This window comes from Pollutimonas sp. M17 (assembly GCF_025836975.1).
Classification (GTDB): Bacteria; Pseudomonadota; Gammaproteobacteria; order Burkholderiales; family Burkholderiaceae_B.
The window spans coordinates 2,247,721-2,265,134 of record NZ_CP107548.1 but is presented as its reverse complement, the minus strand read 5'-3'; the positions used below and the strand labels follow the sequence as shown (position 1 = coordinate 2,265,134).

Here is a 17,414-nt window from a genome sequence, read left to right as displayed (position 1 = left end):
TCCAGCCGGGTGGCGGGCGAACTCCCTGCGCGGCACTGCGTGCCGCTCCGGTCAGACAGCGCCCGCCGAAAGCCCCCGGCTTCCCTTCGGAAGCCCGCGGCGCCTGCCTGACCGCCGGCCGGGCCCCACCCCCGGCCACCGGCTGCGTCGGTGATGAGTGGGCGAGCGCAATAGCCGGCTTGATGCCCTAGTTGGAAGCGGTCGATAGCCAAGGCGCTATAGATTGATGGCGGAGGGATTGTCAGTTGGCATTCGCCGCCGTTTGCCGGAATGCCAGGGCCAGGCCGGCCAGTATCGCCGCCAGGCCCGCCAGGGCCAATGGCGGCATTGCGTTGCCCAGGATCAGGTAGTCCAGGATGGCGGTGACCACCGGCACCAGGTAGAACAGGCTGGTGACGTTGACCAGGTTGCCGCTGCGTATCATCCGGTACAGCAGCAATTGGGCCGCCACGGAAATCAGCAGGCCCAGCCAGAGCAGGGAGATCAGGAAGCCCGCGGTCCACTCGACATGGAAGGGCTGGAAGGGGGCCAGGAGCAGGCACAGGCCAAGGGTCGCGGCGTATTGCAATGGCAGCACCTGCGCGGGCGCCTGCCGGCTGCGCTTTTGCAGCATGGCGCCCAGGGTCATGGATAGCAGGGCCGCCAGCGCAAAAGCCATGCCCAGTCCCGAGAAATGCGCGCGGGCCAGGCTCTGGTAAACCACCAGCGTCAGGCCGGACAGGGCCAGCAGCAGGCCGGCGAGCCGCCAGGGGGAATAACGCCTCTCGGTCAGCAAGAGGGTAAGAATGGGCTGGACGCCCAGCAGGGTGGCCAGCAGGCCGGGGGTGATGCCATGCGCCATGGCCTGGAAATAGCAGACGGAGTAGCTGCCTATCAGCAGCAGTCCCGTCGCGGCGACTTGGCGGCGTGTTCCCGGGGCCGGCAGCCAGCGCCTGCCGGGCAGCCCGATCAGCAGGAGCGCACCCAATGCCAGCGCGAAGCGCAGGATAAGCAGTGCAAAGACGGAGCCGTGGTCCAGGCCCCAGCGGGTGAAGATGGCCGCGCTGCCCCAGAGCAGCACGAAAATGGACATGGCGGCATAGGCGGACCATGCGGGGGATTTTGTGGTCATGTTGAACTCAACCGTCGAATGGGAAGCAGGCCCGTCCGCCCGGCTGACGCAACGGCGTCAGCCGAAGTCAAGCATGGAGGACGGGGCCGGGTGGCGGGCTGTGAATCAGCCCTGGGCGATGGCGCGCGGCGGATGCAGGCTTGCCGCGGCGATGTTCGCCGGAGGTGCGACGGAAGAGGGGGGCGGGTTTGCGGCACGCGCACCGTCCGCCGCGTGGTGCGCGGTCAAGGCGGGCGATTTGCAGTGGGCAAACGATGTCATGCGGATTTCTTGCTATGCGGATTTGGGTATAGGGCGCTGTCCGATCGGGCGGAGGCCGCTTGCAAAAAATATAGCATGCCTCATGCCCTGTGAGCCAGCTGTGCTTTGCGCCGCGACCATATGTCGATCAGAACTTCCAGTTCAGGGCAAGGTTGCCGGTAAGCGAGCGGTAGCCGGCGCGCAGGAATTGGCTGGACAGGCTGGCGCTCAGGCTTAGCGTCGGGGTGGCGGCATAGTGCAAGGCGCCCCTGATGGCCAGGGCATCGGCACTCACGATGGTATTGCGGGTACTGAAGGGCTGGTCCGGATAAGCGGCGAAGTGAGCGTGCTGGCTGATGCTCCGGTTCAGCAGTTCTCGCTCCCAGGCGACCTGCATCTGCGCCGTGAGCATGGCATCGTTCCGTAGCGGCAGATTCAGGCTGGCTCCCGCGCCCAGGCTGGCGCGCAGTGAGGAGAAACCGGCCGACTCCAGCGTCAGGCGGCTTGCCTCGCTGCCGGATTCGGTCAGCCCGGGACGGTGCAGGTAGGTGTAGTCCAAGGAGGCGACGGGCCCGGCGCTCCAGGCGGGCGAGAGCGCCCAGTTGTAGCCTCCGCCCAGGCTGAGCGCGCCGCTGTAGCCGGTCCAATCGGCGTGGTGCCTGCCTTGATACTGGCCGATGCTTACGTTGCGATCCATTTTTCCTTCTTTGATGCCGATCTGGCCTTGTCCGAACAGGTAAGGTCCGGCCAGGGGATCCGGCGCGTGGCGGGCCTGCAAGCCCAGATGCAGGGCGCTGGAGCGGCCCGTGCCGCGCTGTTCATCGCGCAGCTTTACCGTCTGCTGACTCAGTGCGCCATAGATGCCCAAGGTCCAGTCATTGCGCCGGGATCGAGTGCCGAAGACGGCGCCGTAAGTGGATGCGTCATAGGCAAGCTGGTCGCCTTGCCGCTTTTGCCATGCGCCGGCCCCGAAGGCTGCGGCGTAGGCGCGCCATTGGCTGTCGGGCTGAATGCCGGCCGGCTGCTGGTCGCCCGCTATCTGGGCGATCTGCCGCTCGCGCTGCAGGCCGCCGGCCAACAGGGCGCTGTAGGCCGCCCCGGACAAGGGTTCCAGTGCGGCGGCGATGCCGCTGCCGTCGGGGGCGGAGAAGTCCAGCGCCTTGTACAAGGGCTGGATGCCGGCCCGCGCGATACCGGAAATCCGGTCCAGGGTCAGTCCGACCCCATGGCTGTTGGCGTCCCGGGCATAGCGGCTGTAGGCCTGGGCCGGACGGGCCGCGCTAAGCTGGTACGAACCGCCGCCCGTCCCGATCGCCTGGAAGGACAGGGTGGGCGAAGACGATACGGCAAGTACGGTGCTGAAGGCGCCGGCGGTCGTGTTGGCCTGGACGAGCTGATCGAAGCTTGCGCTCCAATCCGAGGGATACCAGTCCTGCAACGGCGACAGGGCCAATCGGCCGTCCAGGTCGGCATGGCCGCTGACGGCCAGGATGTCATGTCCGCCTTGCGCATCGACCTCCATTTGCAGCGTGCCCGTGGATCCTTGCTGATAATCGCCGACGATGTCGATGCGTCCCAGCGAGTTTCCTGGCGACACCGTGCCGTCATTGACAAAGAGCTGGCCCGCCTGGAGGGTATAGCGGCTGTTGCCGGCCAGGGTGGCGCCGGAATCGACGCGCACGCTGTGCAGATCGTGATCGCCGTTCAGCGAAGTGTGGCCTCCCTGTGCGGAGAGGGCGATATTCTGGCCCTGGATATTGCCCTGGTAGCGCAGCGAGAACGCCGCATCGGACTGGCCGGTGGCGCGGCCCAGCGTGTCCGGCAATTGGCCAAAGCTGAGCCGGGTCAGGCGCGGATCGCCATTTTCATCTTCCTGCTTGTAGAGCGAGATGATGTCGCCCTGGATCTGCGCGCCGCGCATGACGTTGATCTGGTTGACCAGGGCATTGGACGAAATATAGATGGCCGCCGCGGTTCCGGCCAGGTGTCCGGTCAGGTCGTAGCGGTCGACCAGGGCTCCGTTCAGCTCATCCAGCGGGGTGGCCATAGGTGCGCCATTGACGTCTTGTATGTAAGACCCGCGGTATTCCACATCGCTGCCTATCGCATTGTTGCCGAAGTCGAAACTGGCGGCGATGCCCAGTTCGCCCAGGGCCTGGACGTCGCCGCGCTGGATGAGATTGTGGTCGCGCCCGTAGGCGAAGGCCAGGCCGCGCCCATTCAGGCCGTCGGCGTGGATGCGGGTTCCGGGTTGGATGACGATGGTGTTGTCCCGGCCGTCCACGCGGATGCCGGCTCCGCCCGCCCCCCTGGTGAGCAGGTCGGCACGTTGATAGACGGTGTTGTGGCTGCCATAAACGTGCAGGCCCAGTCCCAGCATGGCGGTGTTGTAGGTGCCGGGCAGGTAAGCGGTTCCCTGGGCGTTGCGCTGGAAGTAGCCGTGATCGTTGACGACGGTCTGGTTGTCGTTGTAGATGGAATAACCGAAGAAGTTGCGCCGGTCGATGTCGTAGCCCAGGTCCTGCATGATGGCCAGCTCGGCTTCCATGAAGCTGGTGTAGTTGCGGTAGTCCTGGTGGCTCATCGCGCTGTTCTTGAGTTCGATATGGCTCATGTAGGCGGGATCGACGCCGCCGTGGGCCAGGTTGCTGACCGGTACTCCCGGCATGCTGCCGGCCAGCACTTCATCGATATGCCTGCCCGTCAGGTAGGCGCGATCCAGCCGGGCGTCGAAAGCGGTGGGATCGCTTGTGTCGTTTGCACAAGGGCCGCAAAGTATGGCTTGCCCCGGCCTGGCCGGATTGCCGTTGTCATCGCGCAACAGAGTGTCCCAGGTGGTCAGTGACGGCTGGAAGTAAGGGGTGTCCGTGTTTTCGCCGTCCCGGTCGTAAGCGGAGCTGGATACGCCCAGGCCGTGCGCGAGCTCATGCAACGCGGTGGGCATCAACTCGAACTTGCCGGTCATAGGAACTTGCGAAGGCAAATAGGCGGTCTCGTCCCAGTTCAGCTTGCCCATCACGAATTGCGCATGCGAGCCGTAGACCAACTCGTCGACTTCCTGGTTCAGCAGGGCGGCCTGGATATTGGTCAGCGAGACGGGCTCTTCTTCATTGGAGCCGCCGGATCCATAGGCGTTGTTGCCGTCGATCGTGCCGATATTGACGATGGCCGGCAATTGCCCCGGAGCGGGGTTGATGACTTCCGCCCAGTACTGCATGGCGGTCATGATCTTATCCTTCTGGTCCGCGTTCAGGTTCCAGGTGGATTCAAAAGGAGGATTCGATCCGTTGATCATGAATGGACCGTCGCCCACATTGAAGAAGCGCAATTCGAAGATCGCCTCTCCGTCGGGGCGGCGAACCAGCTGGCTTTCGTAGGCTGCGGCGTTTTGGGCTGCCAGTGCAAACACCATGGCCAGAGTGAGCGTGTTCCGTTTCTTCATGCTGCCAATAAACCTCGCTAGACCTTCCTGTGTGTAACTTTATTTTAACTATATGTAAAAATAAATTACAACAAAGTTTTGTGTTGGCGTGTGTTGGATGGAACAAACGAGGTCCGGCGGCGGATGACCCGGATCCGATTCCCGGCCCGGTCTATCTGGGCTGGCACGCCAGTGTAAACTCCTAGGTTTTTGTCCTGGGCGGTATGGTGCAAGAACTCCCACGGCGCACAAGTTCCAGCGGGCCGGCGCTCATTCGCCTGCTTGCCCGCTTGAACGAGGCCGATATCCTCGAGCCAGGGCCATCGCTTCCGGATCGCCTGGGCCAGTGGCTGGATTGGGCCGACGCCATTGCCCTGGCCGCGGCCCTGAATGGCTCCGCGCCTTCCGTCGAGGCGGGCGGGGAGGATCCCGCTGCCTGCGCAGGGCAAAGCGACTATGACCGCGTCAAGGCTGAGTTGCAGCGCGCCATTGCTAGTGTCAACGCGCCGCCGGTGCTCAGGCAGCGGGCGCCCAGGGCCGCCGTTGTGCAAGGCGGCCTCAAGGCTGCGGAGGCGGCCGAGTTCGCGACCTATCGCCGGCGCTACGTTTCCTTGCAGCAGGCGATGGAGGCCGGCATCACCAACCTGCGCTGCCGCTTGCGCGGGAAGCTGGCTGCCAAGGCGCCGGAAATGGCCGGCCTGGCGGGCGTGGATGCCGCCATGGAGCAGGCCTTGAATGAGCGCGAATACCGCCTGCTGGCCGGCGTGCCGGCTTTGCTCGAAGCGCGCTTCGAGCGCCTGCGCCAAACCGCGCTGGCGGCGCCCAGCCAGGATGCGCCATCAGCGCGTTCGCCGGCGGCCGATAGCGGCGCATGGCTGGATGTTTTTGACAAGGATATGCGCAGCGTGCTGCTTGCCGAGCTGCACATTCGTTTACAAGCGGTGGAAGGCCTGCTGGCCGCCCTCCGTGCCTGTTAACCCACAAACCCTATGAATCGATTCCTTCATTTTTTTGTCTTCGCCGTAGGCCTTGCCGTGGCATGCTGGATCGGCGCCGGCTATGTGGCGTCGAACTTGCTGGCATTGGCCGTGACGGCCCTCATCATCATTGTCTACCTGTCGGGCGCACTGGAGCTGTTTCGCTACAAGCAGGCGACGTCCACGCTGACGGAGGCGCTGGCAGGCTTGTCCGGGCCTCCGGACAGCTTGGATGACTGGCTCTCCAGTATGCATCCCGGCTTGCGCGTTGCAGTACGCCAGCGCGTCGAAGGCGAGCGTGTCGGCCTGCCGGGGCCGGTGCTGGCGCCTTATCTGGTGGGATTGCTGGTGCTGCTGGGCATGCTGGGCACCTTTCTGGGCATGGTCGCCACCTTGAGGGGCACGGGCCTTGCTCTGGAGGGCGCCACCGACCTGCAGGCGATCCGCGCGTCGCTGGCCGCGCCCGTCAAGGGCCTGGGGTTCGCCTTCGGCACCTCGGTCGCCGGCGTGGCCGCGTCCGCGATGCTGGGGCTGCTCTCCGCCCTGTGCCGCCGCGAGCGCATCCGGGCGGCGCAGATGCTCGACGCAAAGATCGGGACCGCGCTGCGCCTGTATTCGCCCGCTTATCAGCGCGAGGAGGACTCCAAGCTCCTGCGGCAGCAGACGCTGGGCATGGCGGAGCTCGTCGATAGGCTGCAGGCCATGATGACGGCGATGGAGCGGCATGACGCCGCCTTGAATGAGAGGATGGCATCCAGGCAGGACGACTTCCATGCCAAGGCCGACGCCGCCTACATGCGACTGGCGGCTTCCGTGGAGCAGTCCTTGAAGGAAGGCGTCGCCGAAGGTGCTCGCCTGGCCGCCGCGGCGGTCCAGCCCGCTGTCGAGGCCACGATGGCCGGCTTGGCCCGGGACACCGCGACGCTGCATGAGGTGATCACGCAGGCCGTACAGCAGCAGCTGGATGGCTTGTCCAGCCGAGTGGAGTCCTCGTCGGCAACGGTGGCCGACATCTGGAAGGGCGCATTGGCCGAGCATCGGCACGCCAGCGACTCGCTGGTCGCGGATCTGCGCGTATCGCTGGATGGCTACTCGCAGGGATTCGAGCAGCGCTCCGCCATCCTGCTGGACAAGGTCTCGGCCCGCATGGACGCGGCGGCGGATACGATGTCCGAAGCATGGAGCGCCGCGCTGGCCCGGCACGAGCATGCCAGCGAGAAGCTGTCGGACGGGAACCAGCGCGCCTTGACGGCTGCCGTGTCGGCGCTTGAGCGGCATTCCACCTCGCTGGTGCAGACCGTGGGCCAGTCGCATGGCGAACTGCGGGCGCAATTGGCGGCCCAGGACGAACAGCGGCTGGCAGCCTGGAGCGCCGCGCTCGAGGGCACGGCCGGAGCGCTCAGCCGGCAGTGGGAAGAGGCGGGCGCCCAGGCCGCCATCCGCCAGCAACAAATTTGCGAAATCCTGGAGCAAACCGCCGGCCATATATCGACGCAGGCGCGGGAGCAGGCGGGCAGCACCATCGCACAGATCGCGGAACTGATGCAAACCACCGCGGAGGCGCCCAAGGCGGCGGCCAGTCTGGTTGCCGAAGTGCGCCAGGCCTTTTCCGACAGCATGGCGCGCGACAATGCCATGCTGGAAGAGCGCAACCGGCTCATGGAAACGCTGGGAACGCTGCTCGACGCCGTGAATCATGCCTCGTCCGAACAACGCGGGGCCGTCGATGCCCTGCTGGCCCGCTCGGCCGACGTGCTGGATCGCGTCGGCGCCCAGTTCACCGACAAGGTACAGGCCGAAACCGACAGGATCGGCCAGGTCGCCGCGCAGGTCGCCGGAAGCGCCGTCGAAGTGGCCAGCCTGGGCGACGCGTTCGGGGCCGCCGTGCAGTCGTTCGGCCAATCGAACGCGGCCCTGATGGAGCATCTGCAACGCATCGAAGCGGTGCTCGACAAATCGATGGCGCGCAGCGACGAACAGCTTGCCTATTACGTGGCGCAGGCGAAAGAGGTCATCGATCTGAGCATCATGTCGCAGAAGCAGATCATCGAAGAGCTGCAGCAGATGGCGGGCCGGCAGGCAAGCGCCGGCCCGGTACCGGCATGAGCGGCGAACTGGACACCGGCGTCGAGCCGACGGCGCCCGTATGGGCCGTCTTCGGCGACCTGATGTCGGTGCTGCTGGGCGCCTTCGTGCTGGTTCTGGTGGGCGTGATCGGCGTGCAACTGGAACTTTCCGCCAGGCTGGAAGAGGAAATCCATCATCGCCAGGAAGAGACGCAGCGCCGCAAGACCCTGGAGCAGGCGCTGGCCAGGCCGCTGGCCGAAGGCCGGGTCACCTTGGTGGATGGGCGCATCGGGATCAGCGGCAGCGTGCTGTTTGCGCTGAACTCCGCCCAATTGCAGGCCGAAGGCCGCGACGTGTTGCGGTCCCTGGTCGGGCCGCTGTCCGACTACCTGCAAGCCCATGGCCAGGTGCTGATGGTCAGCGGCTTCACCGACGACCAGCCGGTCCACGAGGGCAACCGCAGGTTCGCCGACAACTGGGAGCTCTCGGCCCAGCGTGCGCTGACCGTCACGCGCGCCCTGATCGATGAGGGGATCCCGCCGTCATCGGTTTTCGCGGCCGCGTTCGGCGCCCAGCAGCCCGTGGCGCCCAATGCCGACGAAGAAGGGCGCGCCAGGAACCGGCGGGTGGAAATCGCGCCCATCGCCAAGCCGTCCGCCACGGCGGGTGGCTCGTGAGCAGCGAGGCCGTCGACCAAGCCCGGGCGCTTCTTGCCGCCTGGCGCGAGCAGGGCGCCGACCGACTGGATCCCGTCCGTTACCATTTCATCCAGGGCCTCGCCCGGCGGGCCGACAGCCACAGCGGCGAGCCGCGCCAGTTGCTGGACGCAAGGCTGTCCGAACTGCTGCGAACCTATCAGGACGGCAAGGAAGGCCACACGGATGGCGGCGAGACCCAGGCCGCCACCGGACAGCCGCAAGCCGGCGCGGCGGACGGCGGCCCCCTGGCCGAGCTTGCCGCCTACATCGCAAGCCGAAAGCCGCGGGACGGCGTGAAGCTCGACACGGGCGGCTCCGCCAGTCAAGGCAGCTTGGGATCCGAACTCTCGTCCATCGATTATTTCCGGAACATCTGGTCCAGAGTGGGCGCCAAGCGGCTGCTGCGACAGTCGAAGGCCAAGGTGCCGGACAATGCGGGTCCCCTCAATTCGACCAACCTGGTCCATCGATCGCTGGCCCTGATGGGCGAGCGATCGCCTGAATACCTGCACCACTTCCTGTCCTACGTCGATGCCTTGTCATGGCTGGAGCAGTTGAGCGATAGTGGATTCGTGACGGGTAAAGAAGGAACTTCCGGGCCGGCGGCCAGAAAGCCGCCCCGTGGCAGGCAGCGCTAGCCATTTCAGCGGACCTTCCGTCTTTCTATGCGGGGCATGCCCACAGGATGGCTCAGGACATGCCACTTTGCAGGGGCTGTTCAGGAACCCCTGGCCCGGCGTACTATTCGACCTTTGAAGGCCTGCCATCCAGGCCGTCATGAATGGCCCCGCTCCAAGAGGGCCGTTTGCCCACCGATAGATAAGGAATGCCAATGTCGTTTGAAGGAAGCTGTCACTGCGGAGCCGTCCAATTCAAGGTGAACGCCGAACCGCCGGCCGCGGCGATCAGCTGCAATTGCTCACACTGTCGGCGGAAGGGATTCTTGTTGTCATTCTTTCCGGCGGAGCAGTTCACCTTGACGCAGGGCGAGGAAGCCCTGCGCTCCTACAAGTTCAACACCCACAAGATAGCTCATCGCTTTTGCCAGATCTGCGGCACCGAGCCTTTCGCCTACGGGGCCAATCCCGACGGATCGGAAGTCCGCGCCATCAACCTGCGCTGCGTGCCCGCCATCGACCTGGATGCGTTGGAACTCCAGCACTACGATGGCGCGAAGGCGTAGGCAGCAAGCCCCGCTTCCGAGAGGCCTATGTTCTACTGCCGACGTTAGACGCGCCGTTCAATAAGACCGAAATCCTAATTCATTGAGCCGGCTTTTCACTGCACCCGATACAGCAGACGCCTGTGTACCCGGCGGGTTCCGGCGTTTAGGCGTGCGCCGCGTGCTTCCGTAGGGAAGGCGGGGGCCTTCGTCGGGCGCTGTCTGACCGGAGCGGCACGTAGTGGCGCGCAGGGAGTTCGCCCGACGCCCGCCTGGACGAGGAAGACGCGGGAACAAGCACGCCGTGCCGGGACCCGCCGGGTACACAGGTGTCCGCGTGTTAAATGACAAAAACGAGAAGAAAAAAAAGGACCCGTTAAGCTATACGGATCCTCACCGAATCACGCTAAACAAATGACAGAAATCAAGACTCCACCCCAGGAGGCGGATTCAACTCCAGCTCATCCTTCCCGTAGAACTTGATCCCTATTTTGATCCGCTCGCGTCCCTGCTCCCGGCGATGCCTATTCGTATCGCGCAGCGAATACACACACCCGCAGTATTCCTGCTGATAGAACTCCTCGCGCTTGCTGATTTCTATCATACGGGCCGAACCGCCGCCTTTCCGCCAGTTATACGTCCAGTAGATCAGTTCAGGATACCTGGCCGCCGCCCGCTCGCCGCAGCCATTGATCTGATTCATGTCCTTCCAGCGCGAAATCCCCAGCGAGCTCGTAATCGTATCGAAACCATGCTCGTGCGCATACAGCGCCGTGCGCTCGAAGCGCATGTCGAAGCAAACCGTGCAGCGCTGCCCGCGTTCGGGCTCGTTTTCCAGCCCCTTGACCCGCTCGAACCAATTGTCGCGATCATAATCCGCATCGATGAACTCGATGCCGTGTTGCTCGGCGAAGCGGATATTCTCGTTCTTGCGGATCTCGTACTCGCGATCGGGATGAATGTTCGGGTTGTAGAAATAAATGGAATAGTCGATGCCTGAAGCCGTCATGGCTTCCATCACCTCTCCCGAACAGGGCGCGCAGCAGGAATGCATCAGCACCTTCTTGCGATTGTCGGGCAGGACGAGTTTGGGGCGTTGGACGTCGGTCATGGCAATAATGCGCCGCCGCGGCGGCGTATAAAATGAATCGATGAAGGACTATTTTAGTCGCCTATCACCATATTCCAAAGTTGCCTGACCGCCACGCGTTCCTTCTCGAACTGATCGCTGGCCACACGCGCCTTCTCGGCGCCCTGCAGGCGCAAGGCATGCTGCCGCTTGCGGAACTCCCGGTAGGCGTCCGCCGCCTGTCCCGCCAGATCGGCGGGAATCAGGCCCGCTTCCGAGGCCAGCCGCAGCAGGGCGATATTGCCCAGGTTGTCCAGCAGCTCGGGATTCCCGCGCGAGTGGCACAGCACCAGGTATTGCGTAATGAACTCCACGTCGACCATGCCGCCGCGATCGTGCTTCAGGTCGAAGTCATGCGTGGGATTGGGATGGCCGGCGCTGATCTTCTCGCGCATCGCCCGCACTTCATCCTTGAGGGTTTCGGGGTCTCGCGGCAGCAGCATCACCTGCCGGCGGATATCCTCGAAGCGGCGCCCTATGGTTTCGTCGCCCACGACGAAGCGGGCGCGGGTGATCGCCTGGTGCTCCCAGGCCCAGGCATGCTGCGTCTGGTATTGCGAGAACGCGTCCACCGATACGGCCAGCAGGCCGGCGTCGCCGTCGGGACGCAAGCGCAGGTCGATCTCGTACAGGCGGCCGGAAGAGGTCATGGTGGACAGCCAGGACGCCATGCGGCGTCCCAGCTTGGCGTAGATCTCGCTGGCTTCGTCGTTGGGGTCGTCGTACAGGAAGACCAGATCCAGGTCCGAGGCGTAGCCGATCTCCTTGCCGCCCAGTTTGCCGTAGGCGATGATGGCGAAATGGGGCGGTGCAAGAGGCTGGGCCTGCTTTCCGCGCGGCTGCACCAAGGGCCAGACCCGCGTGATGGTTTCCGCCAACATCATGTCGGCAAGGGCCGACAGGCGGTCGGCCAACTGCTCCACCGTCAGGACGCCCTCCAGATCCTGGGCCAGCAGCTGGAAGGTGATCTGGTGCTGGATGTCGCGCATCAAATTCATCTGCTGCTCGACGTCGGGCCGGCCGTCCGGCAGGACGCAGGCATCGAGCTCGCTGTTCATCTGCCGGGCAATCTGCTCGAAGGCGGGCGGCTCAAGCAGGGACCGCCACTCGATCAGGCTGTCCAGCAAAATGGGGTAGCGGCTGAGGTATTGCGAGGCCCAGGGGCTGGCGCCCACGATGCGCGCCAGCCGGGCCAGGGTTTCGGGATACTCCGCCAGCAAAGCAAGATAGGCGCTGCGCTGGGCGATATGCTCCACCAGGTTCAGAAGGCGCAGCACCGTGGCGTGAGGATCTTCGGTTTTTGCGGCGGCGCTGACGATGGCCGGCAAAAGCGCTTCGACGCGCTTGCGGCTGGTGGACGGCAGGCTGCGGACGCGGTGTCCGTCCAGCAGCGAATCGACTCGCTCGCATATGGTGTCGGGTCGTTCGCCGATATTCTGCTGGATATGCGCGGCCAGGTCGGCGCAAGGCGCTTCGGCGCGGCTTGCCGAGGCGCCGCCCGTCTCGTCGCCATCGGCCATGCCGGCAATGCGGAAGGCGTCGCGGAAGGTTTGCGCCACGAAGGCGCGGTGGTCCGACAGCGCCGCCTCGAACGCCGGCGGGTCCATGCCCATGGCCCGGGCCAGGCCGGCGCAGCCTTCCGGGTCGCGCGGCAGCAAATGGGTTTGTTCATCTTCGCGGTACTGCAGCAGATGCTCGACGCGGCGAAGAAAATCGTAGGCCGAGGCCAGCCTGTCCGCCACATCGGCCGCGATGACGCCCGCTTCCTTTTGCCGGCGCAGGGCATTCAGCAGTCCGCGCTGCTGCAGCGACGGCATGCGGCCGCCGCGTATCAACTGGTTCAACTGGACGACGAATTCGATTTCCCGTATACCGCCTTCGCCCAGCTTGATGTTGTGCACGGTGTCCACGCCATTGCGGGCCAGGGCGCGCCGCTGCCAGTCCAGCCGTATCCGTTCGCGCAGGCCGCGCAGGGCCGCCAAGGCGTCGAAGTCGAAATATTTGCGGTAGACAAAGGGCGTGCGCAGCGCTTCCAGCTGCTCCAGCTGGGCGGCGGGCCGGCTGCCGGCAAAAGCCTGGCAGGGGATGACCCGGCCTTTGAGCCAGGCATAGCGCTCCCACTCCCGGCCCTGCGCCACCAGGTAATTCTCCAGCGCGTCCAGGCTCCAGGCCAGGGGGCCGGAGTCGCCGTCCGGGCGCAGGCGCAGGTCTGTGCGGAACACCTGGCCATATTGATCGATTTCCGACAGGATGGGCATCATCCGCTGGGTCACGCGGCCATAGAACTCATGATGGCTGATCTTGCGCCGTCCGGTGGTCTCGCCTTCCTCGCCGTAGAGCATGATGAGGTCGATGTCGGACGACACGTTCAACTCCTTGCCGCCCAGCTTGCCCATGCCCACGATCAGCAGCTCCTGGGGCAGGCCGGTGGCCGGATCGATGGGTTCGCCATGTACTTCGGCCAGGCTCGATGCCACGCTTTTGTAGGCTTGCGCCACGGCCAGGTCGGCCAGCGCCGACATGGCCGCCACGACCTCCTGCAAGGGCGCGCTGCCGTTGATGTCGCGCGCCATCGCGGTAAAGAATACGCGTTCGCGCAATTGGCGCAACACCCGCCGCACATCCTCGGTGGACAGCGCATCGCTGGAGGGACCGCCTTTGAGCTCATCGAACCAGGCGTGTAGGGTTTGCGGCGTCAGGGCCTGGCCGGCCGCCTCGGTCAGCCATTGCTGGAACGGAAGGTTGGCGCCGAGCTTGCGCCGCAAGGCGCCGGACCAGCGCAAGGCCGGCTCTAATATAATGGCTTCGGACATAAGGCCTGCAAGAAGGATGTGGCTGAAATAACAGGAAGACGACGACCGTGCAACGGGTATGAGACCCAAGAAGATACCGCAAATATTACCGTAACAGGCCCTGATCACTCTGTGTTTCCACTTTCTACCGCCTTCCTCCGGATTCTGGGCAAGATCGCGCTCCTGATCTATTTCCTGCTTGCCGCCGGCTTCCTGGGCGTGCGCTATTGGGTGCTGCCCAATATCGACGACTGGCGGCCGCAGATAAGCCGCCAATTGTCCTCCGTGCTCGATACCGACGTCAGCCTGGGCCGCATCGAGGCCGAGTGGACCGGACTGAACCCCCGCATCGAAATCAGCGATGTGGTCTTCACCGGCCACAAGCGGCGGATGCTGCTGAAGCTGCCGCAATTGCGGGCCGTACTCAGCTGGCGCAGCCTGTTTTCCTTGACCCCGCTGTTCGTCAGCCTGGATGCCGGCGGCATCGACCTGGATATCCGCCGGGACCGTGAAGGGCGCTTGCATCTTCTGGGCCGATCGTTCGACCTGGAGTCGATGGACGCGTCCGCCGAGGGCGAGTCGGCCGGCTTCGTGGACTGGCTGGTCATGCAGCGGCAGATCGTGCTCAGCGATGCCACCATCCGGTGGACCGACGAAACCCGCCAGGCGCCTCCCCTGGTGCTCAAGGGCGTCACCCTGAATGTGTTCAACCAGGGACGCGACCACCGCTACTCGCTGATGGCCGTTCCGCCGTCCGAGCTGGGCGAGTCGCTGGACATGCGCGGCACATTCCGGCAGGCTGCCGCCGATTCGCCCGGGACGTTCGCCTTCGCCGGCGGAGCGGGCCAGCTTTATGCGCGTATCGAGGACATGCGGCCGCTGGGCTGGTCGCCCTGGATGGATTTGCCGCAAAGCCTGAAATCGGGCCGGGTGTCGGCCCAGGCCTGGCTGCGGTTCGGCGCGGGCGAAATACAGCATTTCACTTCGGACGTCAGCGTAAGCCACGGCCACTGGGATTTCGAAGGGCAGGCGCAGGTGCAGGCCGGTTTTCTGCGCCTGTACCTGGCCGGGCCGTGGGATGGCCATGAGGGTCTGCTCGAGCGCGCAGAAACCGGCGCGCCGCCACTTGAATTTCGCCTGCAGGCGCGTCAACTGAATGTACTGGCGCCCGGCGTTTTCGAATATCCGCTGGATTTCGAGCATATCGGCGCCAAGGGTGCCGTGCAGAGCCTGGCCGGCGGCTTGCTCAGCGTGCAGGCGGACCAGGCGGATATTGCAAACAAGGACATGGAGGCGAGCCTGCATGGGAACTGGCGCCAGGGCGGCGACGGGCCGTCCGGGCTGGTCGAGGTCGGCGGCCACTTCAAGCGGGCGCTCATTACCGCCATCGACGAGTACCTGCCCAATACCGTGAACCTGGATGCGCGGGAGTGGATGGCCAAAGGCCTGGTGGACGGGCAGATCGAAGACGCCAGCCTGGTCCTGCGCGGCGACCTGGAATATTTTCCCTTCAATGAAGACCCTTCCAAGGGGGATTTCTCGGTGGAAGGAAAATACACCGGCGGCATCATCGACTACCTGCCGCCCGAGGGCAAGGAACTGGGCTGGCCGCGCCTGACCGATATGCAGGGTTCCGTGGCGCTGAACCGCGCCGATCTGCGCCTGGTGGCCGATCAGGCGACCATGTGGCCGACGACCGGCCTGCCCATCCAGTTGAAGAACGTCCAGGCGCGCATCCCGAACATCGAAGAGAACTCCGTCCTGGGCATACAGGGCGAAACGGCGGCCAAGGGCGAGGCCTACCTGGCGCTCATGGCGCATTCGCCCCTGGGCGAACTGCTGGACGGAATTTTCGACGAGGCCAGCGCGGACGGCGTCTGGGAAGTGCCTTTGTCGCTGTCCATCCCCTTGCTGCATAGCCGCGACACCACGGTGAGCGGCGCCATCCGCTTTTCGGGCAGTACCCTCCGGCTGATGCCCGAAATGCCGCCCTTCCGGCAACTGACCGGCAGCATGGACTTCACCGACAGCACCATCAGCGCCTCGGAGCTCAAGGCGCAGTTCCTGGGCGGGCCTCTCGTTGCCAGCGGAGGAGTGGGCGGCGACCTGAAGGGGCTGAAGCTGCAAGGCCGCGCCGCCGACAAGGACCTGGCGGGCTATGTGGGTGTCGAGGGCATGAAGCGCCTGAAAGGCGTGCTGGCCTATAGGGCGACCTTGCAGCGCGACAAGAACAGGGATTTCTCGCTGGTGGCCGAGTCGGACCTGAAAGGCCTGGCGCTGGATCTGCCGCCGCCCCTGGACAAGGCCGCGGAGCAGGCACTGCCGCTTCAAGTCAGCTGGAAACGCCACAGCGACCGCAAAAGCATGGCGCTGAACATCGTGCTGGGCCATGAAGTGAACGCGCGCCTGCTGCATCGCGAGAATCAAAAGGGCGGAAGCTACTTCTACGCCGGCGCGGCCGGAATAAACAAAAATCCCGATCTTCCCATGACGGGGATGAGGCTGGATGTCCTCTATCCCTTTGTCGACATCGACGCCTGGCAGACCGTCGCCACCGAGTTCTCGACGTCCAGCTCCAAGCAGGACACGCGGCGTGAGCGGCCCTTGCTGCCTGATCTCGCTGAAGTCCGCCTGCAAGCCAGGCAAGCCGATGTCCAGGGGCTGACGCTGGACGAACTGACGTTCACGGCGCGCCGGCCCCAAAGCGCCCAGTGGCGCGTGGACATCAGCTCGTCGCAGACGGCGGGAACCCTGTTCTGGCGCGAGGCCAAGGGCAAGGTGGCGGGCCGGGTCGATGCCAGCTTCGACCGCCTTTCGCTGGGGCGCGATACCTCGCGCCAGGAGAAGGCCGGGGACGACGCGGAGGATTTCCATGTCGACGACGATCTGGATATTCCGGGGATCAACCTGCATGTGAAGAACTTGCGTCTTTACGGCAGAGACGTCGGCGAATTGTCGGTGGTCGGCGTGAACCAGGAGCGTGGCCGCCTGTGGCGGCTGAACGAACTGAAGCTGAGCAGTCCTTCGGCGGTGCTGGAGGGCAACGGCATGTGGCGCCTGAGCGGCCCGCGGCGCGGCCTGAAACTCGATGCCCAGGTGCAGGCCGACGACCTTGGCGCCTATCTCGACCAGATCGGCTTCAAGGATCTGATGAAGGGCGGCGCGGGAACCATGCGCGGCAACTTCGAATGGCGCAACATGCCGTGGGATTTCAGCAAGGCCGATTTGAACGGCAGCATAGAGTTCGCCCTGAAGAAGGGCCGTTTCAACAACCTCAATTCATACTCGGCCCGCCTGCTGGAGTTATTGTCGCTGCAATCGGTCAAGCGCCTTGCGCGCCTGGACTTCAATCCCGCCGGCCTGACCAAGGACGGCTTCCCTTACGACGATTTGCGCGGCACCGTGATTCTGAAGAATGGCCTGATGAGCACCAGCGATTATCGCGTCATCGGGCCGGTGGGTACCATAGTCCTGGGGGGCGACGTGAACCTGCTGAACGACACGCTGGACTTGCAGGCGGTGGTCATACCCAACCTGGACGTCAGCGGCGCGGCGATCGCGGCGGGCATCGCCATCAATCCCATCGTGGGCATAGGCGCATTCCTGACGCAATGGTTTCTGCAGGCGCCGCTGGCCAAGGCGATGACGGTCGAATACCGGATAAGAGGGGACTGGGCCGACCCCAAGGTCGAGGAAGTCGCCGCGCCGTCCCGCGCGGATGGCGGGGCGGGCGGAGGCGAAGAGATCACGCCGTAAAAGCGGGGGCGGCGGCATGTGGGGCGCGGCGCGATGCGCGTCGTTTGCCCGCCGCCCGTTG

General features: G+C 64.8%; 11 protein-coding genes. 6 read left to right on the top strand and 5 right to left on the bottom strand.

What is annotated here, in order from left to right; genetic code table 11:
• Nucleotides 1–241: 241 nt before the first annotated feature.
• The 3 genes from OEG81_RS10720 to OEG81_RS10710 all read right to left on the bottom strand — a co-directional run bounded on the left by OEG81_RS10720 (nt 242) and on the right by OEG81_RS10710 (nt 4,793).
• The gene (locus OEG81_RS10720; protein ID WP_264129226.1) at nt 242–1,111 is read right to left on the bottom strand and encodes a DMT family transporter; all 870 of its coding nucleotides are present in this window, start codon (nt 1,109–1,111) and stop codon (nt 242–244) included.
• Nucleotides 1,112–1,216: 105 nt separating this feature from the next.
• On the bottom strand, nt 1,217–1,372 hold the full coding sequence (locus OEG81_RS10715) for a hypothetical protein (RefSeq protein WP_264129225.1): 156 nt from the start codon (nt 1,370–1,372) through the stop codon (nt 1,217–1,219).
• Between the two features lie 127 nt (nt 1,373–1,499).
• Entirely contained in the window at nt 1,500–4,793 is a 3,294-nt protein-coding gene (locus tag OEG81_RS10710) for an autotransporter domain-containing protein (RefSeq protein WP_264129224.1), read from the bottom strand.
• A gap of 203 nt (nt 4,794–4,996) precedes the next feature.
• Between OEG81_RS10710 and OEG81_RS10705 the strand changes: the two genes are divergently transcribed.
• The 5 genes from OEG81_RS10705 to OEG81_RS10685 all read left to right on the top strand — a co-directional run bounded on the left by OEG81_RS10705 (nt 4,997) and on the right by OEG81_RS10685 (nt 9,697).
• Nucleotides 4,997–5,749, top strand: a complete 753-nt coding sequence (locus OEG81_RS10705) for a DUF3348 domain-containing protein (protein ID WP_264129223.1) — start codon at nt 4,997–4,999, stop codon at nt 5,747–5,749.
• A gap of 12 nt (nt 5,750–5,761) precedes the next feature.
• Nucleotides 5,762–7,855 (top strand): DUF802 domain-containing protein, encoded by a 2,094-nt coding sequence (locus OEG81_RS10700; protein WP_264129222.1) that lies wholly within the window; start codon nt 5,762–5,764, stop codon nt 7,853–7,855.
• Nucleotides 7,852–8,493, top strand: a complete 642-nt coding sequence (locus tag OEG81_RS10695; protein WP_264129221.1) for an OmpA family protein — start codon at nt 7,852–7,854, stop codon at nt 8,491–8,493. Before OEG81_RS10700 ends, OEG81_RS10695 begins: the two co-directional genes overlap by 4 nt.
• The gene (locus OEG81_RS10690; protein ID WP_264129220.1) at nt 8,490–9,152 is read left to right on the top strand and encodes a DUF2894 domain-containing protein; all 663 of its coding nucleotides are present in this window, start codon (nt 8,490–8,492) and stop codon (nt 9,150–9,152) included. The genes OEG81_RS10695 and OEG81_RS10690 overlap by 4 nt, the downstream gene beginning before the upstream one ends.
• A gap of 188 nt (nt 9,153–9,340) precedes the next feature.
• Nucleotides 9,341–9,697, top strand: coding sequence for a GFA family protein (locus OEG81_RS10685; protein ID WP_412034058.1), 357 nt, complete (start codon nt 9,341–9,343; stop codon nt 9,695–9,697).
• Nucleotides 9,698–10,100: 403 nt separating this feature from the next.
• Here OEG81_RS10685 and OEG81_RS10680 read toward each other — a convergent pair whose 3' ends face one another.
• Together OEG81_RS10680 and glnE are read right to left on the bottom strand one after the other, a co-directional pair.
• Nucleotides 10,101–10,787, bottom strand: coding sequence for an epoxyqueuosine reductase QueH (locus OEG81_RS10680; protein ID WP_264129218.1), 687 nt, complete (start codon nt 10,785–10,787; stop codon nt 10,101–10,103).
• A gap of 53 nt (nt 10,788–10,840) precedes the next feature.
• Nucleotides 10,841–13,618: a bifunctional [glutamate--ammonia ligase]-adenylyl-L-tyrosine phosphorylase/[glutamate--ammonia-ligase] adenylyltransferase gene (gene glnE / locus OEG81_RS10675; protein WP_264129217.1), complete on the bottom strand. Its 2,778-nt coding sequence runs from the start codon at nt 13,616–13,618 to the stop codon at nt 10,841–10,843.
• Between the two features lie 111 nt (nt 13,619–13,729).
• Here glnE and OEG81_RS10670 point away from each other — a divergent pair, with 111 nt between their 5' ends.
• The gene (locus tag OEG81_RS10670) at nt 13,730–17,353 is read left to right on the top strand and encodes a YhdP family protein (protein ID WP_264129216.1); all 3,624 of its coding nucleotides are present in this window, start codon (nt 13,730–13,732) and stop codon (nt 17,351–17,353) included.
• The last annotated feature ends 61 nt before the right edge of the window (nt 17,354–17,414 follow it).

Coding starts and splice junctions, on each gene's coding strand:
- OEG81_RS10720 (WP_264129226.1), bottom strand. CDS start 1,111: ATGACCACAAAATCCCCCGCATGGTCCGCCTATGCCGCCATGTCCATT.
- OEG81_RS10715 (WP_264129225.1), bottom strand. CDS start 1,372: ATGACATCGTTTGCCCACTGCAAATCGCCCGCCTTGACCGCGCACCAC.
- OEG81_RS10710 (WP_264129224.1), bottom strand. CDS start 4,793: ATGAAGAAACGGAACACGCTCACTCTGGCCATGGTGTTTGCACTGGCA.
- OEG81_RS10705 (WP_264129223.1), top strand. CDS start 4,997: ATGGTGCAAGAACTCCCACGGCGCACAAGTTCCAGCGGGCCGGCGCTC.
- OEG81_RS10700 (WP_264129222.1), top strand. CDS start 5,762: ATGAATCGATTCCTTCATTTTTTTGTCTTCGCCGTAGGCCTTGCCGTG.
- OEG81_RS10695 (WP_264129221.1), top strand. CDS start 7,852: ATGAGCGGCGAACTGGACACCGGCGTCGAGCCGACGGCGCCCGTATGG.
- OEG81_RS10685 (WP_412034058.1), top strand. CDS start 9,341: ATGCCAATGTCGTTTGAAGGAAGCTGTCACTGCGGAGCCGTCCAATTC.
- OEG81_RS10680 (WP_264129218.1), bottom strand. CDS start 10,787: ATGACCGACGTCCAACGCCCCAAACTCGTCCTGCCCGACAATCGCAAG.
- glnE (WP_264129217.1), bottom strand. CDS start 13,618: ATGTCCGAAGCCATTATATTAGAGCCGGCCTTGCGCTGGTCCGGCGCC.